Source organism: Pseudomonas sp. S2_A05 (assembly GCF_054668485.1).
In genome coordinates, this window is the sequence record NZ_CP162775.1 from 4546464 (window position 1) to 4572477 (window position 26014).

The 26014-nt window shown below is 59.8% G+C and carries 27 protein-coding genes and 1 pseudogene; 18 read left to right on the top strand and 10 right to left on the bottom strand.

The genetic code is table 11. The features are described 5' to 3' along the window. Nucleotides 1–59: 59 nt before the first annotated feature. Both AB4O12_RS20775 and AB4O12_RS20780 read right to left on the bottom strand, forming a co-directional pair. Nucleotides 60–1202: an MFS transporter gene (locus AB4O12_RS20775; protein WP_252868468.1), complete on the bottom strand. Its 1143-nt coding sequence runs from the start codon at nucleotides 1200–1202 to the stop codon at nucleotides 60–62. Nucleotides 1203–1461: 259 nt separating this feature from the next. Then, nucleotides 1462–2955 (bottom strand): aldehyde dehydrogenase, encoded by a 1494-nt coding sequence (locus AB4O12_RS20780; protein ID WP_041476638.1) that lies wholly within the window; start codon nucleotides 2953–2955, stop codon nucleotides 1462–1464. Nucleotides 2956–3191: 236 nt separating this feature from the next. On the opposite strand from AB4O12_RS20780, the gene AB4O12_RS20785 reads away from it, so the two are divergent. Beyond that, the gene (locus AB4O12_RS20785) at nucleotides 3192–3554 is read left to right on the top strand and encodes a cupin domain-containing protein (protein WP_150637118.1); all 363 of its coding nucleotides are present in this window, start codon (nucleotides 3192–3194) and stop codon (nucleotides 3552–3554) included. A gap of 203 nt (nucleotides 3555–3757) precedes the next feature. Here AB4O12_RS20785 and rpmG read toward each other — a convergent pair whose 3' ends face one another. Both rpmG and rpmB read right to left on the bottom strand, forming a co-directional pair. Next, nucleotides 3758–3913, bottom strand: a complete 156-nt coding sequence (rpmG, locus tag AB4O12_RS20790; protein WP_016772554.1) for a 50S ribosomal protein L33 — start codon at nucleotides 3911–3913, stop codon at nucleotides 3758–3760. 11 nt (nucleotides 3914–3924) lie between these two features. Continuing rightward, entirely contained in the window at nucleotides 3925–4158 is a 234-nt protein-coding gene (rpmB, locus tag AB4O12_RS20795) for a 50S ribosomal protein L28 (RefSeq protein ID WP_007920377.1), read from the bottom strand. A gap of 446 nt (nucleotides 4159–4604) precedes the next feature. On the opposite strand from rpmB, the gene AB4O12_RS20800 reads away from it, so the two are divergent. Beyond that, nucleotides 4605–6191, top strand: coding sequence for an ABC transporter substrate-binding protein (locus tag AB4O12_RS20800; protein WP_460059656.1), 1587 nt, complete (start codon nucleotides 4605–4607; stop codon nucleotides 6189–6191). A 145-nt stretch (nucleotides 6192–6336) separates the two neighbouring features. On the opposite strand, the gene radC is transcribed toward AB4O12_RS20800, so the two are convergent. After that, on the bottom strand, nucleotides 6337–7011 hold the full coding sequence (gene radC / locus AB4O12_RS20805) for a RadC family protein (RefSeq protein ID WP_056791587.1): 675 nt from the start codon (nucleotides 7009–7011) through the stop codon (nucleotides 6337–6339). A gap of 133 nt (nucleotides 7012–7144) precedes the next feature. Between radC and coaBC the strand changes: the two genes are divergently transcribed. The 6 genes and pseudogenes from coaBC to AB4O12_RS20835 all read left to right on the top strand — a co-directional run bounded on the left by coaBC (nucleotide 7145) and on the right by AB4O12_RS20835 (nucleotide 12756). Then, the gene (gene coaBC / locus AB4O12_RS20810; protein WP_016772551.1) at nucleotides 7145–8353 is read left to right on the top strand and encodes a bifunctional phosphopantothenoylcysteine decarboxylase/phosphopantothenate--cysteine ligase CoaBC; all 1209 of its coding nucleotides are present in this window, start codon (nucleotides 7145–7147) and stop codon (nucleotides 8351–8353) included. 5 nt (nucleotides 8354–8358) lie between these two features. Beyond that, the gene (gene dut / locus AB4O12_RS20815) at nucleotides 8359–8814 is read left to right on the top strand and encodes a dUTP diphosphatase (RefSeq protein ID WP_016772550.1); all 456 of its coding nucleotides are present in this window, start codon (nucleotides 8359–8361) and stop codon (nucleotides 8812–8814) included. A 239-nt stretch (nucleotides 8815–9053) separates the two neighbouring features. Next, nucleotides 9054–10457: pseudogene (locus AB4O12_RS20820) on the top strand (phosphomannomutase/phosphoglucomutase); the annotation flags it as partial. Between the two features lie 17 nt (nucleotides 10458–10474). Beyond that, nucleotides 10475–11380: an acetylglutamate kinase gene (gene argB / locus AB4O12_RS20825; protein WP_016772548.1), complete on the top strand. Its 906-nt coding sequence runs from the start codon at nucleotides 10475–10477 to the stop codon at nucleotides 11378–11380. 424 nt (nucleotides 11381–11804) lie between these two features. After that, nucleotides 11805–12377: a hypothetical protein gene (locus AB4O12_RS20830; RefSeq protein ID WP_016772546.1), complete on the top strand. Its 573-nt coding sequence runs from the start codon at nucleotides 11805–11807 to the stop codon at nucleotides 12375–12377. Continuing rightward, nucleotides 12364–12756 (top strand): hypothetical protein, encoded by a 393-nt coding sequence (locus tag AB4O12_RS20835; RefSeq protein ID WP_305381777.1) that lies wholly within the window; start codon nucleotides 12364–12366, stop codon nucleotides 12754–12756. The genes AB4O12_RS20830 and AB4O12_RS20835 overlap by 14 nt, the downstream gene beginning before the upstream one ends. A 102-nt stretch (nucleotides 12757–12858) precedes the next feature. Here the strand turns inward: AB4O12_RS20835 and pyrE are convergent, their stop codons facing one another. Then, nucleotides 12859–13503, bottom strand: a complete 645-nt coding sequence (gene pyrE, locus AB4O12_RS20840) for an orotate phosphoribosyltransferase (protein ID WP_056791572.1) — start codon at nucleotides 13501–13503, stop codon at nucleotides 12859–12861. An 82-nt stretch (nucleotides 13504–13585) separates the two neighbouring features. Here pyrE and AB4O12_RS20845 point away from each other — a divergent pair, with 82 nt between their 5' ends. Then, the gene (locus AB4O12_RS20845) at nucleotides 13586–14365 is read left to right on the top strand and encodes an exodeoxyribonuclease III (RefSeq protein WP_016772543.1); all 780 of its coding nucleotides are present in this window, start codon (nucleotides 13586–13588) and stop codon (nucleotides 14363–14365) included. Between the two features lie 68 nt (nucleotides 14366–14433). On the opposite strand, the gene gltS is transcribed toward AB4O12_RS20845, so the two are convergent. The 3 genes from gltS to rph form a co-directional block, all read right to left on the bottom strand. Beyond that, on the bottom strand, nucleotides 14434–15642 hold the full coding sequence (gene gltS / locus AB4O12_RS20850) for a sodium/glutamate symporter (RefSeq protein WP_056791569.1): 1209 nt from the start codon (nucleotides 15640–15642) through the stop codon (nucleotides 14434–14436). Between the two features lie 370 nt (nucleotides 15643–16012). Beyond that, complete coding sequence (locus AB4O12_RS20855) at nucleotides 16013–16381, bottom strand: DUF4870 domain-containing protein (RefSeq protein ID WP_016772541.1); 369 nt, start codon at nucleotides 16379–16381, stop codon at nucleotides 16013–16015. Nucleotides 16382–16406: 25 nt separating this feature from the next. Next, nucleotides 16407–17129 (bottom strand): ribonuclease PH, encoded by a 723-nt coding sequence (gene rph, locus AB4O12_RS20860; protein ID WP_027610407.1) that lies wholly within the window; start codon nucleotides 17127–17129, stop codon nucleotides 16407–16409. 268 nt (nucleotides 17130–17397) lie between these two features. Between rph and AB4O12_RS20865 the strand changes: the two genes are divergently transcribed. The 6 genes from AB4O12_RS20865 to AB4O12_RS20890 all read left to right on the top strand — a co-directional run bounded on the left by AB4O12_RS20865 (nucleotide 17398) and on the right by AB4O12_RS20890 (nucleotide 22700). Continuing rightward, complete coding sequence (locus tag AB4O12_RS20865; RefSeq protein WP_460059657.1) at nucleotides 17398–18261, top strand: YicC/YloC family endoribonuclease; 864 nt, start codon at nucleotides 17398–17400, stop codon at nucleotides 18259–18261. 12 nt (nucleotides 18262–18273) lie between these two features. Then, nucleotides 18274–18894 (top strand): guanylate kinase, encoded by a 621-nt coding sequence (gene gmk, locus AB4O12_RS20870; protein ID WP_039757364.1) that lies wholly within the window; start codon nucleotides 18274–18276, stop codon nucleotides 18892–18894. A 168-nt stretch (nucleotides 18895–19062) separates the two neighbouring features. Beyond that, the gene (rpoZ, locus tag AB4O12_RS20875) at nucleotides 19063–19326 is read left to right on the top strand and encodes a DNA-directed RNA polymerase subunit omega (RefSeq protein ID WP_008030604.1); all 264 of its coding nucleotides are present in this window, start codon (nucleotides 19063–19065) and stop codon (nucleotides 19324–19326) included. A gap of 57 nt (nucleotides 19327–19383) precedes the next feature. Then, nucleotides 19384–21489: a bifunctional GTP diphosphokinase/guanosine-3',5'-bis pyrophosphate 3'-pyrophosphohydrolase gene (gene spoT / locus AB4O12_RS20880; protein ID WP_007920338.1), complete on the top strand. Its 2106-nt coding sequence runs from the start codon at nucleotides 19384–19386 to the stop codon at nucleotides 21487–21489. 24 nt (nucleotides 21490–21513) lie between these two features. After that, the gene (locus AB4O12_RS20885) at nucleotides 21514–21894 is read left to right on the top strand and encodes a RidA family protein (RefSeq protein WP_014340863.1); all 381 of its coding nucleotides are present in this window, start codon (nucleotides 21514–21516) and stop codon (nucleotides 21892–21894) included. 65 nt (nucleotides 21895–21959) lie between these two features. After that, complete coding sequence (locus AB4O12_RS20890; RefSeq protein ID WP_252868469.1) at nucleotides 21960–22700, top strand: hypothetical protein; 741 nt, start codon at nucleotides 21960–21962, stop codon at nucleotides 22698–22700. Between the two features lie 87 nt (nucleotides 22701–22787). On the opposite strand, the gene AB4O12_RS20895 is transcribed toward AB4O12_RS20890, so the two are convergent. After that, nucleotides 22788–23642, bottom strand: coding sequence for an SDR family oxidoreductase (locus AB4O12_RS20895; RefSeq protein WP_460059658.1), 855 nt, complete (start codon nucleotides 23640–23642; stop codon nucleotides 22788–22790). 188 nt (nucleotides 23643–23830) lie between these two features. On the opposite strand from AB4O12_RS20895, the gene exbB reads away from it, so the two are divergent. From exbB to AB4O12_RS20910, 3 genes are read left to right on the top strand one after another with little or no spacing between them, the layout of a single operon-like run. Continuing rightward, the gene (exbB, locus tag AB4O12_RS20900) at nucleotides 23831–24784 is read left to right on the top strand and encodes a tonB-system energizer ExbB (protein ID WP_041476629.1); all 954 of its coding nucleotides are present in this window, start codon (nucleotides 23831–23833) and stop codon (nucleotides 24782–24784) included. A 6-nt stretch (nucleotides 24785–24790) separates the two neighbouring features. Further along, on the top strand, nucleotides 24791–25219 hold the full coding sequence (exbD, locus tag AB4O12_RS20905) for a TonB system transport protein ExbD (RefSeq protein WP_016772535.1): 429 nt from the start codon (nucleotides 24791–24793) through the stop codon (nucleotides 25217–25219). After that, nucleotides 25216–25962 (top strand): TonB family protein, encoded by a 747-nt coding sequence (locus AB4O12_RS20910; protein WP_042608108.1) that lies wholly within the window; start codon nucleotides 25216–25218, stop codon nucleotides 25960–25962. The genes exbD and AB4O12_RS20910 overlap by 4 nt, the downstream gene beginning before the upstream one ends. Nucleotides 25963–26014: the final 52 nt, after the last annotated feature.

Here is a 26014-nt window from a genome sequence, read left to right on the forward strand (position 1 = left end):
CCTACAGTTGGAAATGCGTTTGCCCTGTAAGAGCTGCCGAAGGCTGCGATCTTTTGATCTCAAGCAGTCTGGATTTTGCCGAAGGCGCCCTGGCGCAACAACAGGATAACCAACCCGAAAGCCCCAGCCGCCATCAACAGTGGCAACGCATGCCCGTTGATCCACTGACTCCCCGCCCCCGCCGCCAACGGCCCGACCAGACAACCGACACCCCACAACTGGGCAATATGCGCATTGGCACGCACCAGCGCATCGTCACGATAACGCTCGCCAATCAGAATCAGCGACAGGGTAAACAAGCCGCCAGCACTGGCGCCGAACAGCACCCAAAGCGGCCAGATCAGCAGCGTGTCGAGCAGCATTGGAATGGCCAGACTCGACAGCATTAACACTACCGCGCACCCGGCAAACAGCGTGCGCCGCGACAGGTAATCGGCCAGGGCGCCAATCGGCAATTGCAGCAGCGCATCGCCGACCACCACGGTGCTGACCATGGCCAGCGCGATTTCGGCGGTGAACCCCTGTTGCAGACAGTACACCGGCAGCAGCGTCAGGATCATCGCTTCGAACGCGGCGAACAATGACACCGCCCAGGCAATCGCCGGCAGCTCACGGGCAAAGCCCCACAGATCGCCAAACGTGACGCTGTTGGCCTCGCTGCTCGGCGCGCCGCTGCGCCCCAGCAGCAGGAAAGGCGAGAGCGTCAGCAGACCGACCCCGACCCAGAAACCGTAATCATGCTCGGTACCCAGCGCACCCAGCAGCAACGGACCGGACAGCTGGCTCAGCGCATAGCTGCTGCCATACAGCGCCACCAGACGCCCGCGCCACTGCTCGACCACCAGCTGATTGATCCAGCTCTCGCCAAGAATGAACACGATGGTCAGGATCACACCGATCAGCAACCGCAGCAGCAACCAGATCGGATAACTCGGCAGCAGCGCCAGCAGGCCGATCGACAATGCCCCGGCCCACAGGCACAGGCGCATCAGGTTCGCCGTGCCGAAATACGCAGCGAGATGGCTGGAAACCTTCGCCCCGAGCAGCACGCCGATTGCCGGCATGGCTGCCATCACACCGATGGCGAACGAGCCGTAGCCCCAGCCCTCCAGACGCAACGACACCAGCGGCATGCTGACCCCCAGGGCCAGACCGACACTCAAGACAGACGCCAACACGGCGAAATACGTCGCCCACCGCATGTTCCACGCTCCTGTGGATATTTTTATATGCACCACAAAATCACTGTGGGAGCGAGCCCCTGTGGCGAGGGGATTTATCCCCGTTGGGTCGCGCAGCGGCCCCAAAACCTGCAACCACGATGTACCAGGTACACCTCGTGCAATGGTTTAGCGACTGCTTCGCAGCCAAACGGGGATAAATCCCCTCACCACAGAGTTCGCTCCCACAGGGGATCTCTGTTTGGTCAGGAAGCCCGGAGTGACCGGGCTCGCTAACGTCTTACAGCTTGATCCACGTCGCCTTCAGCTCGGTGTACTTGTCGAAGGCGTGCAGCGATTTGTCGCGACCGTTGCCCGACTGCTTGAAGCCACCGAACGGCGCGGTCATGTCGCCACCATCGTACTGGTTGACCCACACGCTACCGGCGCGCAGGGCCTTGGCAGTCAGATGCGCCTTGGAGATGTCCTGGGTCCACACCGCTGCGGCCAGACCGTATGGCGTGTCGTTGGCAATCTGGATGGCTTCTTCGGCGCTGTCGAAAGCGATCACCGACAACACTGGGCCGAAAATCTCTTCCTGAGCAATCTTCATCGCATTGCTCACACCATCGAAAATGGTTGGCTCGACGTAAGTGCCACCGGTCTCCTGGAGGATGCGCTTGCCGCCGGCGACCAGTTTGGCGCCATCGCTATGGCCGGATTCGATGTACGACAGCACGGTGTTCATCTGCTGGGTATCGACCAGCGCACCGACGTTGGTCGCCGGGTCCAGCGGATTGCCGGGCTTCCAGGTTTTCAGCGCCTCGATCACCATCGGCAGGAATTTGTCCTTGATCGAGCGCTCGACCAGCAGACGCGAACCGGCGGTGCAGACTTCGCCCTGGTTGAAGGCGATGGCGCTGGCGGCGGATTCAGCGGCGGCCTGCAGATCCGGCGCATCGGCGAAGACGATGTTCGGGCTCTTGCCGCCGGCTTCCAGCCAGACACGCTTCATGTTCGATTCGCCGGCGTAGACCATCAGTTGCTTGGCGATCTTGGTCGAGCCGGTGAAGACCAGCGTGTCGACATCATTATGCAGACCCAGCGCCTTGCCGACGGTGTGGCCATAGCCCGGCAGCACATTGAGCACGCCTTTCGGAATCCCGGCTTCAATGGCCAGCGCAGCGATACGGATGGCGGTCAGCGGCGATTTTTCCGACGGCTTGAGGATCACCGAGTTGCCGGTCGACAGCGCCGGGCCGAGTTTCCAGCAAGCCATCATCAGCGGGAAGTTCCACGGCACGATAGCGCCGACCACGCCCACCGGCTCGCGAGTCACCAGGCCCAGTTGATCATGTGGGGTCGCGGCGACTTCGTCGTAGATCTTGTCGATCGCCTCTCCGCTCCAGCTCAGCGCCTGCGCCGCGCCCGGCACGTCGATGTACAGCGAATCGCTGATCGGCTTGCCCATGTCGAGAGTTTCCAGCAGCGCGAGTTCTTCGGCGTGCTGTTTCAGCAGGCTGGCGAAGCGGATCATGGTGGCTTTGCGTTTGGTCGGCGCCAGGCGCGACCAGACGCCGGAATTGAAAGTAGCGCGAGCGTTTTCCACGGCACGGTCAGCATCGGCGGCGTCACAGCTGGCGATCTTGCCGAGCAGGCGGCCATCGACCGGGCTGATGCATTCGAAGGTTTCGCCGGAAACGGCGTCGGTGTATTCGCCATTCAGGAAGGCGCGGCCTTCGATTTTCAGATCGCGGGCGCGTTGTTCCCAGTCGGCACGAGTCAGGGTGGTCATTCGGGTGTCCTCCTCTTATTGAATACGGGCACCGCAAGCGCTGCGGCGCTGTTCAAGAATTCTGCCCGGCCAGCCTGCACTTTCGGCCCGAGGCACCCGCCACCCTAAACCAGCGACCGGGTTTGTTTCAATATATTTGACATAAGCTGGCCATACGGCCTTGCGGTGTTCATTTTAATAAACATAGACTTTGGCCCATTCCAGCCAACGCGCCGTCATTAACGGAGAAAACAACAATGAACATCCAGAACGTCGTCGACATCAGCCTCGCCAGCAGCGAAGTCGAGCGTTATCGCCCGGACCCGGCGAAAGTGCTCAAAGGCGACCCTGAGCAAGCGGTGTTTCATCAATACGACAGCCCTTGTGGGCAAATGGGTGTTGGTGTGTGGGAAGGCGCGGTGGGCCAGTGGACGGTGAATTACACCGAGAATGAGTACTGCGAGATTCTGCAGGGGGTTTCGGTATTGCGTGACAGCGATGGCAATGCCAAGACCTTGCGCGTTGGCGATCGCTTCGTGATCCCGGCGGGTTTTCGCGGCACCTGGGAAGTGCTGGAGGCTTGCCGCAAGGTTTATGTGATCTTTGAACAGAAGGCTTGAGATGTTTGCTGGCTGATCGGCCCTCATCGCTGGCAAGCCAGCTCCCACAGGTTTTGTGCATGACACAGGTTCTGTGAAGACCGGCAATCAATGTGGGAGCTGGCTTGCCAGCGATAAGGCCCAACCGGTCACCGCAGAATCCAAGGCAAAAAAAAGGCCCGTATCTCACGATACGGGCCTTTTTCGCAGTCAGGAAAAATCAATTACTTGATTTTGCCTTCCTTGTACATCACGTGCTTGCGAACAACCGGATCATATTTCTTGATCTCGATTTTGTCCGGGGTAGTACGCTTGTTCTTGTCGGTAGTGTAGAAGTGACCAGTACCGGCGCTCGAGATCAAACGAATCAATTCACGCATGATTAGCTCCCTTAAATCTTGCCATCGCGGCGAAGTTCGGCGAGCACGACAGTGATGCCACGCTTGTCGATGATACGCATGCCTTTGGCAGATACGCGCAGACGCACAAAACGTTTCTCTTCTTCAACCCAGAAGCGGTGATGCTGCAGGTTCGGCAGGAAACGACGACGGGTTTTGTTGTTTGCGTGGGAAATGTTATTCCCAGTCACCGGACCCTTACCGGTAACTTGACATACTCTCGACATGCCTCAGCCCTCTAAAACCACATGCCCAACCCGGCATGGGTTGGCCGCTTAATCTCTCAGTCATTTGGCGCCAGGCGCCGCGTTTCTTTAGAGGTCTTACCGGCTACACCTACAGTGAAGGAACCGGGCCCCTAGAAAAGAGCGCTGCTTTATACCAGAAAGACCGGGGTGCAACAACAATCGGTGTGCAATCAATCGGCAAAAGGGCGATTTTTTCCGCCGCAGACGCCTTGGACAAAGGCTGCGGCCAGTTTTGACCACTCGTCGCAGAAATCCCGTCCTACAGGCGATTCAGACTTTTCATCGGGCGGCCCACGCTCGAAACCGCGCAAGAGTGCGCCTGAAAATGCAAAAAGGGGATAGTCATTTGCAATTCAGAGCTCTAGGGTAGGACTTTTCCAGACTGCACTTGCAGATGGGCCTTCGATCTGTAAAGGAAACCGACCATGCGCCTCGCTGCCCTACCCCTGTTGCTCGCCCCGCTCCTGCTGAGCCCCCTTGCCCAGGCCGCCGCGTTGAGCGTGTGCACCGAGGCCAGCCCTGAAGGGTTCGACGTGGTGCAGTACAACTCACTGACCACCACCAATGCTTCGGCTGACGTATTGATGAACCGCCTGGTGGATTTCGACACCGCCAGCGGCAAGGTCATTCCGAGCCTTGCCGACAGCTGGGAAGTCAGCACCGACGGCCTCACCTATGTGTTCAAACTGCACCCGCAGGTGAAATTTCACACAACCGATTACTTCAAGCCGAGCCGCGAGCTGAGTGCCGAAGACGTAAAATTCAGCTTCGACCGCATGCTCGACCCGGCCAACCCGTGGCACAAAGTCGCGCAGAGCGGCTTCCCCCATGCGCAGTCGATGCAACTGCCAAGCCTGATCAAGAAGATCGACGCCCTCGACCCGCTGACCGTGCGTTTCACGCTTGATCATCCGGATTCGACCTTCCTCGCGACCCTGAGCATGGGTTTCGCCTCGATCTATTCCGCCGAATACGCCGACAAACTGATGAAGGCCGGCGCCACCGACAAACTCAACAGCCAGCCGATCGGCACCGGTCCGTTCGTGTTCAATCGCTTCCAGAAAGACGCGGCGATTCGCTACAAGGCCAACCCGGATTATTTCCATGGCAAGCCTGCCGTCGACCCGTTGATCTTCGCCATCACGCCGGACGCCAACGTGCGCCTGCAAAAGCTGCGGCGCAATGAGTGCCAGATCGCCCTGTCGCCGAAACCATTGGATGTACAGGCAGCGCTGAAGGAACCGACACTGAAAGTCGAAAAGACTGACGCGTTCATGACCGCTTTCGTGGGCATTAACAGCCAGCATCCGCCGCTGGACAAGCCGGAAGTGCGCCAGGCGATCAACCTCGCCTTCGACAAGGCCAACTACATCAAAGCCGTGTTCGAAGACACCGCCGAGGCAGCCAATGGGCCATACCCACCGAACACCTGGAGCTATGCCAAGAACCTGCCGGGCTATCCGCACGACGTGGCCAAGGCCAAGGCGCTGCTGGCCAAGGCCGGCTTGAAGGACGGCTTCCAGACCACGATCTGGACGCGGCCATCGGGCAGCCTGCTCAACCCGAACCCAAGCCTCGGCGCTCAGATGCTGCAGTCGGATCTGGCCGAGATCGGCATCCAGGCAGAAATTCGTGTGATCGAATGGGGCGAGCTGATTCGTCGCGCCAAGGCCGGCGAACATGATCTGCTGTTCATGGGCTGGGCCGGTGACAACGGCGACCCGGACAACTTCCTCACCCCGCAGTTTTCCTGCGCAGCAGTGAAGTCCGGGACCAACTTCGCCCGGTACTGCAACGCCGATCTGGACAAGCTGATCAGCGCCGGCAAGACCACTAGCGAGCAAGGCGTGCGCACCAAGCTGTATGAGCAGGCACAAGCGCAGATCCAGCAGCAGGCATTGTGGCTGCCACTGGCGCACCCGACGGCCTACGCTTTGACGCGCAAGGATGTTCAGGGTTATTCCGTCAGCCCGTTTGGCCGGCAGGATTATTCCAAGATCAGCCTCAAATAACCTGCCTGACACACCGGTGGATGGAAACAATCTGTGGGAGCGAGCCCGCTCGCGAAAGCGGTCTTTCAGCAAACAATGATGCTGACTGATAAAACGCCTTCGCGAGCAGGCTCGCTCCCACAAGGTCCAGAATCGGCGCCGAGAACTACATCCAACCACACTCCGCCATCGACAGCGGCTCGCCGTCGCCGATGATGAAGTGATCGAGCACTCGCACGTCAATCAGCTCCAGCGCTTTCTGCAGGCGCTTGGTCAGCAGCCGATCGGCCTGACTCGGATCGGTGTTGCCGGACGGGTGGTTGTGACACAGGATCACCGCTGCGGCGTTATTGGCCAGCGCGCGCTTCACCACCTCCCGAGGATGCACGCTGGTGTTGTCGATCGAGCCGCGAAACAGCGCCTCGAAATTCAGCACCTGGTGCTTTGAATCGAGAAACAGGCAGCCGAACACCTCGTGCGGCTCATGCCGCAGCATCGCCTTGAGGTAATCGCGGACGACCTGAGGGTTCTCCAGTGCCGGTTTCTGTCGTGAGCGCTCGGCCAGATGGCGCTTGCTCATTTCCTGCGCGGCTTGCAGCTGCGCGAACTTGGCGGGGCCGAGGCCCAGTTGTTTGCTGAATGCGTCCTGATCGGCCTCGAGCAGCAAACGCAGGCCACCGAATTGCGTCAGCAGATGTCTGGCGAGGTCGACAGCGCTTTTTCCGGGCAATCCGGTGCGCAGAAAAATCGCCAACAACTCAGCGTCCGAAAGACTCCCTGCGCCGTGTTCCAACAGCCTTTCCCGCGGCCGTTCCGCCGCCGGCCAATCGCGAATACTCATAGCACCTCCTTGTCTGTGGGCGCCGCTGTTCCGTAGCGGTCGCTGTGATATCGTAGCCCATCTTTTTGGCGGTCGATTCAACCCTGGGGAGGGGTATCGCGCCGCCGTCATCAACGAAATGAAAGGCAGACCTATGCAGCGGCTGTATCGGAAACGCATCGTTCTGGGCGTCGGCGGCGGCATTGCGGCCTACAAGAGCGCCGATCTGGTTCGCCGCCTGATCGACCAGGGTGCCGAAGTGCGCGTGGTCATGACCCATGGCGGCGCCGAATTCATCACCCCGCTGACCATGCAGGCCCTGTCGGGCCACCCGGTTCACCTCGACTTGCTCGACCCTGCCGCCGAAGCCGCCATGGGTCATATCGAGCTGGCGAAATGGGCCGATCTGGTGCTGATCGCCCCGGCCACCGCCGACCTGATCGCCCGTCTGGCCCAAGGCATTGCCAACGATCTGCTGACCACGCTGGTGCTGGCCACTGATGCCGTGGTTGCCGTCGCACCAGCGATGAACCAGGCGATGTGGCGCGACCCGGCGACCCAGGCCAACCTGCAACTGCTGGAGAGCCGTGGCCTGAAGACTTTCGGCCCGGCCTCGGGCAGCCAGGCCTGCGGCGACGTCGGCATGGGCCGCATGATGGAAGCCACCGATCTGGCACTGCTCGCCGCCGATTGCTTCCAGCGCCAGGCCCTGACCGGCAAGCATGTGGTGATCACCGCCGGCCCGACTCAGGAAAACATCGACCCGGTGCGTTACATCACCAACCACAGCTCCGGCAAAATGGGTTTTGCCCTCGCCGAAGCAGCCGTGGAAGCCGGCGCCCGTGTGACGTTGATCAGCGGCCCGGTGCACCTGCCGACGCCGGATCGCGTGACGCGGATCGATGTGGTCAGCGCCCGCGACATGCTCGCCGCCTGCGAATCGGCCATGCCTTGCGATGTGTTCATCTCGTCGGCAGCGGTGGCGGACTACCGCCCGGAAGTAGTAGCTCCGCATAAACTCAAGAAAGATCCTACGAGCGGCGACGGCTTCGTCCTGCAAATGGTGCGTAACCCGGACATCCTGGCCACCATCGCGACCCGTCCCGACCGTCCGTTCAGTGTCGGCTTCGCCGCCGAAACCGAACACCTGCTCGACTACGCTGCACGCAAGCTGAAGGACAAGAATCTCGATCTGATCGTCGCCAACGACGTCGCCAACCCGAGCATCGGTTTCAACAGCGAAGAAAACGCCTGCAGCGTCATCGACCGTGAGCTGCACGCCACGGTTTTCGCCCAGACCAGCAAGAGCAAGATCGCTCGCCAACTGGTCACTTTTATCGCCGAACGTCTGAACCAGGTTTAATTTACATGCACGCTTTGCAAGCCAAGATCCTCGATCCACGCATCGGCACCGAATTCCCGCTGCCGCAATACGCCACGCCGGGCTCCGCCGGCCTCGACCTGCGCGCCATGCTGGAACAGGACATCGTGATCAAACCGGGTGAAACCGTGCTGATTCCCACCGGCCTGTCGGTGTACATCGGCGACCCGAATCTCGCCGCACTGATCCTGCCTCGCTCGGGCATGGGCCACAAACACGGCATCGTGCTGGGCAATCTGGTCGGCCTGATCGACTCCGATTACCAGGGTCCGCTGATGGTCTCCTGCTGGAACCGCGGCCAGAGCGACTTCACCATGACCGTCGGCGAACGCCTGGCGCAATTGGTGCTGGTACCGGTAGTGCAAGCACATTTCGAAATGGTTGAAGAGTTTGTCGAGACCGAGCGCGGTACCGGCGGCTTTGGCCACACTGGCACCAAATAACCGGATAGAAATTATGGTGGTGAGGGGATTTATCCCCTCACCACAAAAAATGCGCTACATCGGCAGCAGGTTTTAACACCGTAAATCAAGGTTTTGCCGGCCCAAAGCCACGCCAGCCGGGGCGTCATGGCCCTTTCATAGCACGAACTCTCTGTGGAAAACGCCGTCATACCCTTCAGTTTGAGCCTGCCGTCGAATCATTCGCCGGTCTGTCCCGCCCTTTTCGAGATGGAGCATGTCCACAGATGAGCACCCCCGCCAAGATCGCCCCGAAGCTGCCTGACAGCATTTTCCGCGCCTACGACATTCGTGGCACCGTGCCGGAATTCCTCAACGGCGAAACCGCCTACTGGATCGGCCGTGCCATCGGCTCGCAGAGCCTGGCCCAGGGCGAACCGAACGTGTCGGTCGGTCGCGACGGCCGCCTGTCCGGCCCGGAGCTGGTCGCGGAACTCATTCGCGGCATCGCCGAGAGCGGTTGCCACGTCAGCGATGTCGGTCTGGTGCCAACGCCGGCGCTGTATTACGCCGCCAACGTGCTGGCCGGCAAGTCCGGGGTGATGCTCACCGGTAGCCACAATCCGTCGAACTACAACGGCTTCAAAATCGTCATCGCCGGCGACACCCTCGCCAACGAGCAGATTCAAGTGCTCCACGAGCGCATCAAGAACAATGACCTGAGCAGCGGCCAGGGCAGCGTCACTCAGGTCGAAATCCTCGACCGCTACAACACCGAAATCGTCCAGGACATCAAACTCGCTCGTCGCCTGAAAGTCGTGGTCGACTGCGGCAACGGCGCGGCCGGCGTGATCGCCCCGCAACTGATCGAAGCGCTGAACTGCGAAGTCATCCCGCTGTTCTGCGAAGTCGACGGCAACTTCCCTAACCATCACCCGGATCCGGGCAAACCGGAAAACCTTGTCGACCTGATCGCCAAGGTCAAGGAAACCAACGCCGATATCGGCCTGGCCTTCGACGGTGACGGCGACCGCGTCGGCGTGGTGACCAACACCGGCAGTATCGTCTACCCGGATCGTCTGCTGATGCTGTTCGCCCGCGATGTGGTGGCACGCAACCCGGACGCGGAAATCATTTTCGACGTCAAATGCACCCGTCGCCTGGTGCCATTGATCAAGGAATACGGCGGTCGGCCGCTAATGTGGAAGACCGGTCACTCGTTGATCAAAAAGAAAATGAAACAATCCGGCGCACTGTTGGCCGGCGAAATGAGCGGGCACATCTTCTTCAAGGAACGCTGGTTCGGTTTCGACGACGGCATCTACAGCGCCGCACGTCTGCTGGAGATCCTCAGCAAGGAAAAATCCACCGCGGAAGAGCTGTTTGCGACCTTCCCGAACGATATTTCCACGCCGGAAATCAATATCCATGTGACCGAAGAGAGCAAATTCAGCATCATTGATGCACTGCACGATGCTCAGTGGGGCGAAGGCGCCGACCTGACCACCATCGACGGCGTGCGTGTCGATTACGCCAAAGGCTGGGGCCTGGTGCGCGCATCCAACACCACACCGGTGCTGGTGCTGCGCTTCGAGGCCGATGACGAGGCTGAATTGCAACGCATCAAGGATGTGTTCCACGCCCAACTGAAACGCGTTGCACCTGATCTCCAACTACCGTTCTGATCCACCCGGAGCCCTGAATGACCCTCGAACGCGAAGCCGCCGCCAACACTGCCAAGGTCCTGTCCGAAGCGCTGCCTTACATCCGACGCTATGTCGGCAAGACCCTGGTGATCAAATACGGCGGCAACGCGATGGAAAGCGAGGAGCTGAAAACCGGCTTCGCCCGCGACATCGTGCTGATGAAAGCCGTGGGCATCAACCCGGTGGTCGTGCACGGTGGCGGCCCGCAGATCGGTGATCTGCTCAAGCGCCTGTCGATCGAAAGCCACTTCGTCGACGGCATGCGCGTTACCGACGCGGCGACCATGGACGTGGTGGAAATGGTCCTTGGCGGTCAGGTCAACAAGAGCATCGTCAACCTGATCAACCGCCATGGCGGCAGCGCCATCGGCCTGACCGGTAAGGATGCCGGGCTGATCCGGGCGAAGAAGCTCACCGTTTCCCGCCAGACCCCGGAGATGACCCAGCCGGAAATCATCGACATCGGCCATGTCGGCGAAGTCGTCGGCATCAATACCGAGCTGTTGAATCTGCTGGTCAAAGGCAACTTCATCCCGGTCATCGCGCCGATTGGCGTCGGTGAGAACGGCGAGTCGTACAACATCAACGCCGACCTGGTGGCGGGCAAGGTTGCCGAAGCACTGAAAGCTGAAAAGCTGATGCTGCTGACCAACATTGCCGGCCTGATGGACAAGTCGGGCACCGTGCTGACCGGCCTGAGCACGCAGCAGGTCGACGACCTGATCGCCGATGGCACGATCTACGGCGGCATGCTGCCGAAGATCCGCTGCGCACTGGAAGCGGTTCAGGGTGGCGTAGGTAGTTCGTTGATCATCGACGGTCGTGTGCCGAACGCGATTCTGCTGGAAATCTTCACTGATACTGGCGTGGGTACGCTGATCAGCAATCGCAAGCGTCCTTGATCGCTGATACACCGGAGATCGCAATCTGCGGCAGCGCCTGCAAATTTCGTTGATGCGAAATTTCTGTAGGAGCTGACGAAGGCTGCGATCTTTTTTGTGCGCGCAGGAAAAGCCTGACGCGACACAGCGAAACGTCCGACATCCCTCCAGAACAAATCTCCATAGGATCTTCCCCTCATCCAACGGAGATCTTCCCATGCAAAAAAACAGCGTTCCTTACGGCAGTGACATTTCGGCTGGCATTTAGGCCTGCGTGGACTGCGGCCGAGAGTATTCAGCCCCTTCGCAGACTTCGATGCCGCCCTGCCCTGACTTCACCGAAGCCTCTCACCCACTCAAGGGCTGGAAAGTGCTCACCGGCCAAGGAGATGCGCCCCAGGATCCCTACCCAGCCGCCAGCGACAAATAACCGGAGCGGCGACTCATGCAGATCTCGTTCACGATCGACGCCGATGCTTTCGAGCAGGAACAAAAGGAACCGGTAAAAAAGACCTTGCGCATCGGCGACGCTGAAATCGCCCATGCGCTGGAGCGCATCGCCAAAGCCAGCCTGACCGAATACCTGAAAATGCTGGTTGAGGGCGGCATGCCCAGCCGGGCGGACGAAGCCAAACAGGATCGCCTGCTGTATCTGATTCAGAGTTACTTTGGGCAAACCCTGCCGACCGAATCGCAGATCTCGACGATCTTTCAACTGACCCAGAGCCAAAGCAAAACCCTGCTGAAGAACACCGTTTCGCGTTTTCGCAATCAGCTCGACGACATCCTGCAGCACAGCATGCGCGCCGTAATCCAGTCCGCCGAGCATGCGCAAAACGTGTTTCTGGTGGTGATCAGCTCGGACGTGATCCGCGATGAATTGAACATGCTCATCACCCAGAACGAGCCGACCTTCAAACCCATCACCAAACGCAAGGGCAGCGCCGGGCAATTCGAGATCAGCGAAGATTCCCACGCATTGCTGTGTGCAACGCTGGGTCTGAATGCCGTTCAGTGACATCGTCGCGGTCAGTGGCTTGCTGCTGACCCTGACCACGTTCATGTTCAATCTGGCGTGGCCGGCGCTCAATGAAGCGCTGGCTGAAGATGAATTTCAAAAAGGTTCGCAGGCCCGCAAGCGCAGTCGAGACAAGGTGATGGCAGCTTTCTACTGGCGAGCATTGCCATTGACGTGCGCGTTTGTGGCGCTGTTTTACGTCAACTTGCCGGCTGCGGTTAGCATCATCGACAGCAGCACGCTGGATTTGTGGGATTTCGATGTGGATCGCACGTTGTACGTGATGGTGGTTGTAGCGCTGCTGGTGTTTGCGCTGGTCAATGCGGGACTGGCGCTGAGACTGCTGATCAAATGGCAAAAACTGCGTAGACCACTGTAGGAGCTGCCGAAGGCTCGGGCCGCGATCGGACGATCTTTTGATCTTGATCCTGAAAAACAAGATCAAAAAATCGCAGCCTTCGGCAGCTCCTACAGGTGCGTATCACACGCCAAATTGGGCGCGGTACGCTTCCACGGCTGGGAGGTGTTGCTTGAGCTGCGGATCGTCGGCGAGGAACTCCAGCACCTGATTCAGCGAGACGATGCTGATCACCGGAATGCCGAAGTCACGCTCGACTTCCTGGATGGCCGACAATTCGCCGTTGCCACGCTCCTGGCGGTTCAGTGCGATCAGCACACCGGCGGCCTTGGCGCCGTCCTGGGAAGCAATAATCTGCATCACTTCACGAATGGCGGTGCCGGCGGTGATTACGTCGTCGATGATCAAGACTTCGCCAGTCAGCGGTGCGCCAACCAGGCTGCCGCCCTCGCCGTGGGCCTTGGCTTCCTTACGGTTGAAGCACCACGGCAGGTCACGATCGTGATGCTCGGCCAGCGCAACGGCGGTCGTGGCCGCCAGCGGAATACCTTTATAAGCCGGGCCAAACAGAACGTCGAAGGGGATGCCGCTCTCGGTGATGGCGGCGGCGTAGAAACGCCCCAGCTGCGCCAGGGCCGAACCCGAGTTGAACAGGCCGGCGTTGAAGAAGTAGGGACTGGTGCGCCCGGACTTCAGGGTGAACTCACCGAAGCGCAAAACGCCGCGATCGATGGCAAAACGAATGAAATCGCGCTGATACGCTTGCATGAAAAAAACCCCAAATACCACGGATTTAGCTAATTAGCTTGACGCCGTGTATCATACACGCACGCGATTTTTGGGGCCATTTATGCGGATCATCAGTGTGAACGTCAATGGTATTCAGGCGGCAGTCGAGCGCGGTTTGCTCAGTTGGCTGCAAGCCCAGAATGCCGACGTCATCTGCCTGCAGGACACCCGTGCCTCCGCCTTTGAACTGGATGACCCAGCCTTCCAACTGGATGGCTACTTCCTTTATGCCTGCGATGCTGAAGTCCCTGCCCAAGGCGGCGTGGCTTTGTATTCGCGGTTGCAACCGAAGGCTGTCATCAGCGGTCTCGGTTTCGAGACGGCCGACCGCTACGGGCGCTACCTGCAAGCAGATTTCGACAAAGTCAGTATTGCCACCTTGCTGTTTCCTTCGGGGATGAACGGCGATGAGGACTTGAACCAGAAGTTCAAGCTCATGGACGATTTCGGCAAGTACCTGGACAAACAGCGACGCAAACGTCGCGAGTACATTTATTGTGGCTCGCTGTACGTTGCGCAGCAGAAACTCGACATCAAGAACTGGCGCGACAGCCAGCAATCTCCAGGCTTCCTGGCGCCGGAACGCGCCTGGATGGACGAGATTGTCGGCAACATGGGCTACGTCGATGCGCTGCGCGAAGTCAGCCGCGAAGGCGATCAGTACAGCTGGTGGCCGGATAACGAACAGGCCGAGATGCTCAATCTGGGCTGGCGTTTCGATTATCAGATCCTGACCCCGGGCCTGCGTCGCTCGGTGCGCAGTGCACGCCTGCCGCGTCAGCCACGGTTCTCGCAGCACGCGCCGTTGATCGTCGACTACGACTGGACGCTGACCATCTAAGCGTCGTATCGCAGCCAAAGAAAATGCCCGCATCGTGAGATGCGGGCATTTTTTATGCGCCGTGCTTCCTAAACCGCAGCGAAGAATGGCAAGGCCAGGTACAGCTTGATCACGATGACGTTAACGATATCGATGAAGAACGCTCCTACCATCGGCACCACCAGAAACGCGATTTGCGAAGGGCCATAGCGCTGCGTCACCGCTTGCATGTTGGCAATGGCCGTAGGCGTGGCACCCAGCCCAAAGCCGCAGTGTCCCGCAGCGAGTACGGCGGCATCATAGTTGCTGCCCATCACCCGAAACGTTACGAAAATCGCGAACAGCGCCATGACCAGCGCCTGCACGGCCAGAATGATGAAGATCGGCAATGCCAACGCCGCCAGATCCCAAAGCTTCAGCGACATCAGCGCGATCGCCAAAAACAGCGAGAGGCTGACATTGCCGAGCACGGAAACTTCACGCTCGAACACCTGATACAAGCCAAGTGCTGACAGACTGTTGCGCAACACCACACCTACAAACAGCACGCAAACAAACGTCGGCAGTTCGAACGCAGTGCCATGCAGAACGCCATTCAGAAGGTTGCCAGCGAGCAGGCTGACGGCAATCAGCGCCAGCGTCTCGACGAACGAAAACGGCGTGATTGAGCGTTCCTTGTTTGGCTGTTCAAAACCTCTTGGCAGTCGCGGCGCTTGTTGCGGATTGCAACCCGGCACTTGCACGCGCTTGATCAGCAACCGGGCAACGGGCCCACCGATCAGACCACCCAGCACCAGACCGAACGTCGCTGAGGCCAGCGCCAGCTCTGAAGCCGACGCCAGGCCATATTTCTCGCTGAACACCGCGCCCCATGCAGCGCCAGTGCCGTGGCCGCCGGCCAGCGTGATCGAGCCCGTCAGCAAGCCCATCAAAGGGTCGAGCCCGAGCAGGGTTGCCAACCCGATGCCCATGGCGTTCTGCACCACCAGCAAGCCAATGACCGCCAGCAGGAAGATACCGACAATGCGGCCGCCCTTCTTCAGACTGGCAAGGTCAGCACTCAAGCCAATGGTGGCAAAGAAAGCCAACATCAGGGGGGTTTGCAATGATGTATCGAAGCGGACTTCAATGTCGAAAGTGCGCAATATCAACAGGAGCACGGCAACCACAAGGCCGCCTGCTACCGGTTCAGGAATATTGTAACTTCGCAGAAAGCCGACACGCGTAACAAGTCCGCGTCCGAGCAGCAGTACTAAAGAAGCGGCCACGAGCGTGCCGTAGAAATCGAGCTCAATCATGTGGATTATTCTTGGCTAAGTATTCACGAGGCGAGCGTTTACCTGGGCTCGACGGGTGAACCGGCTGATTTTCTCAACACTGATTACTGGGGAATTCAAGTGCCATCGATGGCTTGAACATATCGGAATGTTTCAACCGAAACATTACATCGGGCAACTTTAACAACCAGCTCGCGCCAATAACAAGAACGGGAATAAGCACTGGACCGATCAGTTGTGACCAAAGATGTAATAGAGGAACATCAGCAAATAAATGCCAAACCGCACATCGTTAACAGACTAGTCCTACAACAAAAACCAATTATTAAGTTGCACAAATAAAAATACCCCGATAAGTCGGGGTATTTTCATATTGCGACACAACAGACTTTCACTTGATCAATCGCCAGGTGAACGGATATCTGTATGGGAAACCTTCGTTGGCTTTGACCCCTGCAATGATCGTCAGGACCAGTGCGGCGATCGCCAACAAACCAAACAGGAAGAAACCAATGATCAGCAGCATGAGCAGGAAGCAGATCATTGAGGCTATCGCCACCGTGATCTGAAAATTCAACGCCTCTTTGCCCTGTGCATCGATAAAAGGGTCTTTCTCGCGCTTCATCTGCCATAGGATCAACGGCCCGATCAGATTGCCGAACGGAATCCAGATCCCCAGCAAGGCGGACAGGTGACAGAACATTGCCCACTGGCGAACCTCCTGGCTCGGTTTGGGCAGCAACTCTTGCTCGTCACTCATCATGTCCTCCTTGTGGTCGAAAACCTCAGTCGGCCAGTGCAGCCTTCTGCAGTTCGAAGATCTCGTTCATGCCTTTCTTCGCCAGTTCCAGCATGGCGTTCAAGTCTTCAGGCTGGAACGGCGCGCCTTCAGCAGTGCCCTGCACTTCGATGAAACCGCCGGTGCTGGTCATCACTACGTTCAGGTCGGTTTCAGCAGCGGAATCTTCAAGATAGTCCAGATCCAGCACCGGCTCGCCCTGGTACATGCCCACCGAGACTGCACCGATCATCTGCTTGAGCGGGTCACCGCCTTTCAGGCCGCCGCGCTTCTTGATCACTTTCAGGGCATCGACCAGCGCAACCATGGCGCCGGTGATGGACGCGGTGCGAGTACCGCCATCGGCCTGGATCACGTCGCAATCGACATACAGGGTCACGTCGCCAAGCTTGGACATATCCAGCGCCGCGCGCAGGGAGCGGCCGATCAGACGCTGGATTTCGAGAGTACGACCGCCCTGCTTGCCACGGCTGGCCTCACGCTGGTTACGCTCACCGGTGGCGCGCGGCAGCATGCCGTACTCGGCAGTCAACCAGCCCTGGCCCTGGCCTTTGAGGAAGCGCGGCACGCCATTTTCGACGCTGACGGTGCAGATGACTTTGGTATCACCGAATTCGACCAGTACGGATCCCTCGGCGTGTTTGGTGTAGTTGCGGGTGATGCGGATCGAGCGGAGCTGATCGGCAGCGCGACCACTTGGACGTTTCATAGGGATACCTGTACTGAGGACGGAAAACTGCCGAGCATTATAGAGCCCTGCACCGCGAGTGGGCACTGGTTAAAACCGCCGGCCGACGACCGAAGCCCCTCAAGCGCGCATAACCGACGGGCTGCAGCGCTTTGTCACACCGTGTGTTTGGGCGCATTCGCCGCACTGCGCTACAATCCTGCGCCTTTGCTGCCAGTCGGCTTAAATTCATTGAAATCGCGCCTGCGAAACAGCGTTTCGCGCCGATCTGCATTGCGAGGTCACCGCCATGGTGCACAGCATGACCGCCTTCGCCCGCGTCGAGAAAGCCGGCGTTCAGGGCACCCTGAGCTGGGAACTGCGCTCGGTCAACAGCCGCTATCTGGAACCGCACCTGCGCTTGCCCGAATCGTTTCGCGACCTCGAAGGCGCCGTGCGTGAAGCACTGCGTCAGGGCCTGTCGCGGGGCAAACTGGAATGCACGCTGCGCTTCACCGAAGAAAGCACCGGCAAACCGCTGCAAGTGGACCGCGAGCGCGCCGCGCAACTGGTGGCCGCTGCGGAAACCGTTGCCGGTCTGATCAAGAATCCTGCTGCGCTGAATCCGCTGGAAATGCTGGCCTGGCCCGGCGTGCTGGTGGCCGATGCGACCGACCCGCAAGCGCTGAACGCCGAAGCGCTGGCGCTGTTCAATCAGGGCTTGAAGGATCTGAAGGCTGGTCGCGAGCGCGAAGGCGCGGAGCTGGCTCGCTTGATCAACGACCGCCTGACTTCCATCGAAGAAGACGTGGTGACCCTGCGTGAACTGGTGCCGCAGATGCTCGCCACCCAGCGCCAGAAGGTTCTCGACCGCTTCGCCGACATGAAGGCTGAGCTCGACCCGCAGCGCCTGGAACAGGAAATGGTCATCCTCGCGCAAAAAAGCGACGTGGCCGAAGAACTGGATCGCCTGAGCACTCACATCATCGAAGTCCGCCGGGTGCTCAAGTCCGGTGGTGCCGCCGGGCGGCGTCTGGACTTCCTGATGCAGGAGCTCAACCGCGAGGCCAACACACTGGGCTCCAAAGCCTTCGACCCGCGCAGCACCCAGGCCGCCGTCAACCTCAAGGTGTTGATCGAGCAGATGCGCGAACAAGTGCAGAATATTGAGTAAGGCTACCCTGACATGACCCAACACACCGGCACCCTGTACATCATTTCCGCGCCATCGGGCGCGGGCAAGAGCAGTCTGGTCAAGGCGTTGACCGACGCCGACCCGGAGATCCGCGTTTCGGTCTCGCACACCACCCGCGCCATGCGCCCGGGCGAAGTGGATGGCGTGAACTACCATTTCGTGACCCGCGAAGAGTTCGTGAAGATGGGCGAGCACGGCGACTTCCTTGAACGCGCCGAAGTCTTCGGCAACTTCTACGGCACCTCGCAAAGCCGCCTGCAGCAGACGCTGGACGAAGGTCACGACCTGATTCTGGAAATCGACTGGCAAGGCGCCGAGCAAGTGCGCAAACTGATGCCGCAGGCGCGCTCGATCTTCATCCTGCCGCCATCGCTGCAAGCCCTGCACCAGCGCCTGACCAACCGCGGCCAGGACAGCGACGAGATCATCGACGGCCGCATGCGCGAAGCGGTCAGCGAGATGAGCCATTACGTCGATTACGATTACCTGATCATCAACGACGATTTCGCCCACGCGCTGGACGATCTGAAAGCGATTTTCCGCGCCAATCAGCTGCAACAGAAACGCCAGCAAGTGCGTTTCGGCAAATTGCTGGCTGAATTGCTCGGCTAAAACAGCACTTCCCAAAATGCCTGCAAGCGCTTTACATTGGTGCTTGCAGCGCGTTGAAGGGTCTGGTCAAAAAATCAGCGCTTCCCTAATCGCTGGTGATTTTTTAAACTGCTCAGTCCGCTCGCCCAACCGGGCAGCGCGCATATTGCATTCGCTCCGAGGAATACCATGGCCCGCGTAACCGTTGAAGACTGCCTAGAACACGTGGAAAACCGCTTTGAGCTGGTCATGCTCTCTACCAAGCGTGCCCGTCAACTGGCCACCGGCGGCAAAGAGCCATTGGTGCAGTGGGAAAACGACAAGCCGACCGTTGTCGCGCTGCGTGAAATTGCTGAAGGCCTGATGAGCTACGAGTTCATCGCCGAGCAGGAAATCGTCCAGGATGAACCGCTGTTCGCAGCGTTCGAGGACGAGTCGAACGAGGCCGTCTAAGCCTATGCCTGGTCGACGTAGCACGGCGCGGGGTCACAGCTTTCGGCAGGAATCATCATGCCGAGCATAGACGCCCTCGCCGATCGCTTATCGACCTACCTCGGCAACGACCAGGTCAACCTGGTCCGCCGAGCGTATTTCTACGCCGAACAAGCCCATGACGGTCAACGCCGTCGCAGCGGCGAGGCGTATGTCACGCATCCTCTTGCCGTGGCCAATATTCTTGCCGACATGCACATGGACCATCAGAGCCTGATGGCCGCGATGCTGCATGACGTGATCGAAGACACCGGTATCGCCAAGGAAGCGCTGCAAGCGCAGTTTGGTGAAACCGTGGCCGAACTGGTCGACGGGGTCAGCAAACTGACCCAGATGAATTTCGAGACCAAGGCCGAAGCCCAGGCGGAAAACTTCCAGAAAATGGCCATGGCCATGGCGCGCGACATCCGGGTGATCCTGGTCAAGCTCGCCGACCGTCTGCACAACATGCGCACGCTGGAAGTGCTGTCCGGCGAAAAACGCCGGCGTATCGCCAAGGAAACCCTCGAGATCTACGCACCCATCGCCAACCGGCTGGGCATGCACGCGATCCGCATCGAATTCGAAGACCTCGGCTTCAAGGCCATGCACCCGATGCGTTCCGCGCGGATCTACCAGGCGGTCAAACGCGCCCGGGGCAACCGCAAGGAAATCGTCAACAAGATCGAAGAATCCCTCGGTCACTGCCTCGCCATCGACGGCATCCAGGGCGAAGTCAGCGGTCGGCAGAAACACCTCTACGGCATCTACAAGAAAATGCGCGGCAAGCGTCGGGCCTTCAACGAGATCATGGACGTTTACGCGTTCCGGATCATCGTCGACAAGGTCGATACCTGCTACCGCGTACTGGGTGCTGTGCATAATTTGTACAAACCGTTGCCGGGGCGCTTCAAGGATTACATCGCGATCCCCAAGGCCAACGGCTATCAGTCGCTGCACACCACGCTGTTCGGCATGCACGGTGTACCGATCGAGATCCAGATCCGCACCCGCGAAATGGAAGAAATGGCCAACAACGGCATCGCCGCCCATTGGCTGTACAAATCCAGCGGCGACGAGCAGCCCAAAGGCACGCACGCCCGCGCTCGCCAGTGGGTCAAAGGCGTGCTGGAAATGCAGCAACGCGCCGGCAACTCGCTGGAATTCATCGAAAGCGTGAAGATCGACCTGTTCCCGGACGAGGTCTACGTGTTCACGCCCAAAGGCCGGATCATGGAGCTGCCAAAAGGCTCCACGGCGGTCGACTTTGCCTACGCAGTGCACACCGATGTCGGCAACAGCTGCATCGCCTGCCGGATCAATCGTCGTCTCGCGCCGCTGTCCGAACCGCTGCAAAGCGGCTCCACGGTCGAGATCGTCAGCGCTCCCGGCGCCCGGCCGAACCCGGCATGGCTCAACTTCGTCGTTACCGGCAAGGCGCGTACGCACATTCGTCATGCGCTGAAGCTACAACGCCGCTCCGAGTCCATCAGTCTTGGCGAACGCCTGCTGAACAAGGTCCTCAACGGTTTCGACAGCTCCCTGGAGAAGATCCCGGCAGAGCGCGTCAAAGCAATGCTTACCGAGTACCGCCTCGAACTGATCGAAGACCTGCTCGAAGACATCGGCCTGGGCAACCGCATGGCGTACGTGGTCGCCCGTCGCCTGCTTGGCGAAGGCGAGCAGCTGCCGAGCCCGGAAGGTCCGCTGGCGATTCGCGGCACCGAAGGCCTGGTGCTCAGCTACGCCAAGTGCTGTACACCGATCCCCGGCGACCCGATTGTCGGACATCTGTCGGCGGGCAAAGGCATGGTCGTGCACCTGGATAACTGCCGCAACATCAGCGAAATCAGGCACAACCCGGAAAAATGCATCCAGCTCTCGTGGGCCAAGGATGTCACCGGCGAATTCAACGTCGAGTTGCGCGTCGAGCTGGAACACCAGCGCGGCCTGATCGCCCTGCTGGCCAGCAGCGTCAACGCGGCCGACGGCAATATCGAGAAAATCAGCATGGACGAACGCGATGGTCGCATCAGCGTCGTGCAGTTGGTGGTCAGCGTCCACGACCGTGTGCACCTGGCCCGCGTGATCAAGAAACTGCGCGCCTTGACCGGGGTGATCCGCATCACCCGCATGCGCGCATAACCTGCCTATTACAAGGAGTCCTACATGACCAAAACCGTCATCACCAGCGACAAGGCCCCGGCCGCCATCGGTACTTACTCCCAGGCGATCAAGGCAGGCAACACCGTGTACATGTCGGGCCAGATTCCTCTGGACCCAAAAACCATGGAACTGGTTGAGGGCTTCGAAGCCCAGACCGTCCAGGTCTTCGAGAACCTCAAAGCCGTGGCCGAAGCTGCCGGCGGTTCGTTCAAGGACATCGTCAAACTGAACATCTTCCTCACCGACCTGAGCCACTTCGCCAAGGTCAACGAGATCATGGGCAAGTACTTCGACCAGCCATACCCTGCCCGCGCCGCCATTGGCGTGGCCGCCCTGCCGAAGGGTGCGCAGGTTGAAATGGATGCCATTCTGGTCATCGAGTGATGCGCACGGCGCGGCCTTCACGCCGCGCCGACTGCCGCAAGAAAAGGTTTTGAAAGGATTTCACCATGCGCAAAGCGCTAGCTCTCTCGCTGCTCGCCCTGTTTCTCGGCGGCTGCGCCAGCGACCCTGCCGACCGTGACATCAGCGGCACCTGGATCAACCAGGTGGCGATCGATGCCGCCGCCAAGGGCGGTCCCCTGCGTGAAGCGCTGCAGGCTTACGGCCCGAATCTGGAGTGGGACGTCAACACCAAGGCCGGTCAGGCCCGCTACACCAACGGTTTTGAGAACGTCGAAGGACGGCTGCTGGGCGGAGAGTCCGGCGCCTGGAAGGTCGACTTCTACGGCAGCTCCGCCAGCGAACTGAAACGCGACGGCGGGCGCCTGCAACAAGCTGCCAGCGACAACGAACCCGAACAAGTCTTCGATCGCGCACAAATCCCCGTGCCGGAAGGCGCGCCAATCGGTGCCAGCTTCGAACGCGCGCTCTACTCAGCATACCTGGGCGGCAACTGGACCATCGCCAGCGGCCAGGGTGAAGGCGGCACCGTGCAGTTCCAGGCCGACGGCCAGGTGACCGGCCTGCCGGGCGTTGACCGTTATGCCTTGTGTCTGGCCGGCGATTGCGCGTCCATGAGCAATGGCAACGACAGCATGTGGCTGCAACTCAATGGCCAGGGCAACAACTGGATCTTTGTGCGCAAGGGCAAGGAGCTGGAGATTCTGCAGGCAGTCAATGCTGCGCTGGCAGATGAGCAACCGCAGTTTGCCGCAGGTGAGCGCAAGTGGTTGCTGGAAAAGCAGTAACCCGCTGAAAAGATCGCAGCCTTCGGCAGCTCCTACTTTGGAATGCATTTTCCTGTAGGAGCTGCCGAAGGCTGCGATCTTTTGCTTTTAGCGACCTTCCAGGATCGCTGCATAGCCTTCGCGGTAACTTGGATACTTCGGCACCCACCCCAACGCTTTCGCCCGCGCATTGCTGCAACGCTTGCTGCCGGTGCGCCGCACACTGGCGTCGTCCGCCCATTCAGTCACACCCAGGTACTCGCGCAACCAGCCCACCACCTCGGCCAATGGCGCTGGCGCGTCATCCACACCGATATAGAGCTCGTCCAGCTTGACGCCCTCGCGGTCTTTTTCCAGCAAGAACGCCAGCAGCCCCGCTGCATCATCGGCATGAATACGATTGCCATACAGCGGTGGCTCCGTAGCCACGCGATAGCCGCGACGCACCTGAGTCAGCAGCCACTCGCGGCCCGGGCCGTAAATGCCGGTCAGCCGCAGCACACTTGCCGGGATGCCGCTATTGAGCGCGACCTGCTCGGCTTCGAGCATCAAGCGACCTGAATAACCGGCCGCGACCGTCTCGGAGGTCTCATCCACCCATGCTCCGTCCTGCTGGCCGTACACGCTGCTGCTGGACACGAAGATCAGCCTCTCGGGCACTTGCCCATAGTCACCCAGCCAGCTCAGCACATTCTGCAAACCCTGCACGTAGGCCTTGCGATAGCCCTCTTCGTCGTGATCGGTGGCCGCGGCGCAATACACCAGATAGTCGACAGCGCCTATCGGCCAGGTCGCCGGGCACTCTTCGCTGAACAGGTCGCCGGCGACGCCGATGACACCCTCCGGCAGCTTGGAAACGTCGCGGCGCAGGCCATGAACCTGCCAGCCAGCCGCCAGCAATTGCGTGGCCAGACGACTGCCGACATCACCACAACCGGCAATCAAAAGAGAAGGCGCGGACATCAGAAAACTCCCATCAGAAAGGCACAGACTAGCTCTGGCACAGGACGAACGGCTAGCAATGAAGGAAAAAAAGTTACTCTATTACTTTTGTTAACAAGAATTACTTGCAATAATGCACGCCACTTTTGTTCTCGGCCTCACGAGGCCTGGAAGAGCAACAACGTTTTTCTATCTCAGGTCCGGCCAGCATGACACGTAATCAAACTCCCGCTTCGCCAACCACTCGACCTCGCGCCTGGAGCGCCGTCGCGGCTCTGTTGCTCAGCCTGATGCTGGCACCGACCGCCGCCTTCGCCGACGCTCAAGCACCCGCCACCCCAGCCGCCACCGAGCAGAGCGCACCCGCTGCCGCTCCGGCTGCACCAGCCGCCACCGATCCGGTGCAGGCTGTCGACGCCGCCGACGCACCTGAAGCCCTCGAAGCCGACAACACCTTGGGCATGGCCCACGACCTTTCGCCGTGGGGTATGTACCAGAACGCCGACATCATCGTGAAAATCGTGATGATCGGTCTGGCCATCGCTTCGATCATCACCTGGACTATCTGGATCGCCAAAGGCTTCGAGCTGATGGGCGCCAAGCGTCGTCTGCGTGGCGAAATCGCTGCACTGAAAAAAGCCACCACCCTTAAAGAAGCAAGCGCCACGGCCGGCAAGGAAGGCACCCTCGCCAACCTGCTGGTGCACGACGCGCTCGAAGAGATGCGCCTGTCGGTCAACAGCCGCGAGAAAGAAGGCATCAAGGAACGCGTCAGCTTCCGCCTTGAGCGCCTCGTTGCTGCCTGCGGTCGCAACATGAGCAGCGGCACCGGCGTCCTCGCCACCATCGGTTCCACCGCACCGTTCGTAGGTCTGTTCGGTACCGTGTGGGGCATCATGAACTCCTTCATCGGCATCGCCAAAACCCAGACGACCAACCTTGCAGTTGTCGCACCGGGCATCGCTGAAGCGCTGCTGGCCACTGCACTGGGTCTGGTTGCGGCGATTCCTGCGGTGGTGATCTACAACGTCTTCGCCCGTTCCATCGCCGGTTACAAGGCGCAGGTCTCCGATGCCTCGGCAGAAGTCCTGCTGCTGGTCAGCCGCGATCTCGACCACCAGCCTGAGCGCAGCTCGCAGCCGCACATGGTTAAAGTGGGGTAATCGGCCATGGGCCTGCATTTGAAAGAAGGCGCAGACGACGATCTGGCCGAGAACCACGAAATCAACGTCACGCCGTTCATCGATGTGATGCTGGTGCTGTTGATCATATTCATGGTGGCCGCGCCGTTGGCCACTGTGGACATAAAAGTCGACCTGCCAGCCTCGACCGCCAAACCGGCGCCGCGGCCAGAGAAACCGGTGTTCCTCAGTGTGAAAGCGGACCAGCGCCTGTTCCTCGGTGACGACGAAGTGAAAGCCGAAACCCTCGGCGCCACCCTCGACGCCAAGACACAGGGCAAGAAAGACACCACCATCTTCTTCCAGGCTGACAAAGGCGTGGATTACGGTGACCTGATGAGCGTGATGGACAGCCTGCGCGCCGCCGGTTACCTGAAGGTTGGTCTGGTCGGACTTGAGACGGCAGCCAAGAAATGATCACGACGCGCCATAAGCTGACGCGTTACAGCGGTAGCCTGGCCGTGGTGCTGGGCGTGCACGCGCTGGCCATCGCGCTGGCGCTGAACTGGACCGCCCGCCCGCCCATCGAATTGCCGCCGCAGGCAATGATGGTCGAGCTGGCCCCGTTGCCTGCCCCGCCACCGCCGGCTCCGCCGAAAGTCGTCACACCGCCGCAGCCACCGGCTCCGGTTGAAGAGTTGCCGATCCCGAAACTGGCTGAAGCACCGAAAGCGGAAATCGCGGTACCCAAACCCAAGCCTAAGCCCAAGCCGAAACCGCCAAAGCCGGTCGAGAAAAAGCTGCCCGAACCGCCGAAGGAGAAACCTTCCGAGGAGAAACCGGCCGATACCCAGCCGACCCAGGCACCGACGGAGAAATCCGCCCAGCCCGCACCAGGTCCGTCGCCGGCTCAGTTGGCGGCCAAGGCCAGTTGGCAAGGCACCCTGCTCGCGCATCTGCAAAAGTACAAGAAGTACCCGCAGAGTGCGCAGTCGCGGGGCAAGGAAGGCTTGAATCGTCTGCGTTTCGTGGTCGATGGCGAAGGTAATGTGCTGTCGTTCGAACTGGTGGGCCGCTCTGGCAACGCTGATCTGGACCGGGCCACCCTGGACATGATCCGCCGCGCGCAACCGCTGCCCAAGCCGCCGGCCGACATGCTCAACAACGGCTCGATCGAAATTGTTGCGCCGTTTGTTTATTCGCTCGAACGCCGCCGCTAAGCAACACCGCAATACCTGTGGGAGCTGGCTTGCCAGCTCCCACAAGGTTCTC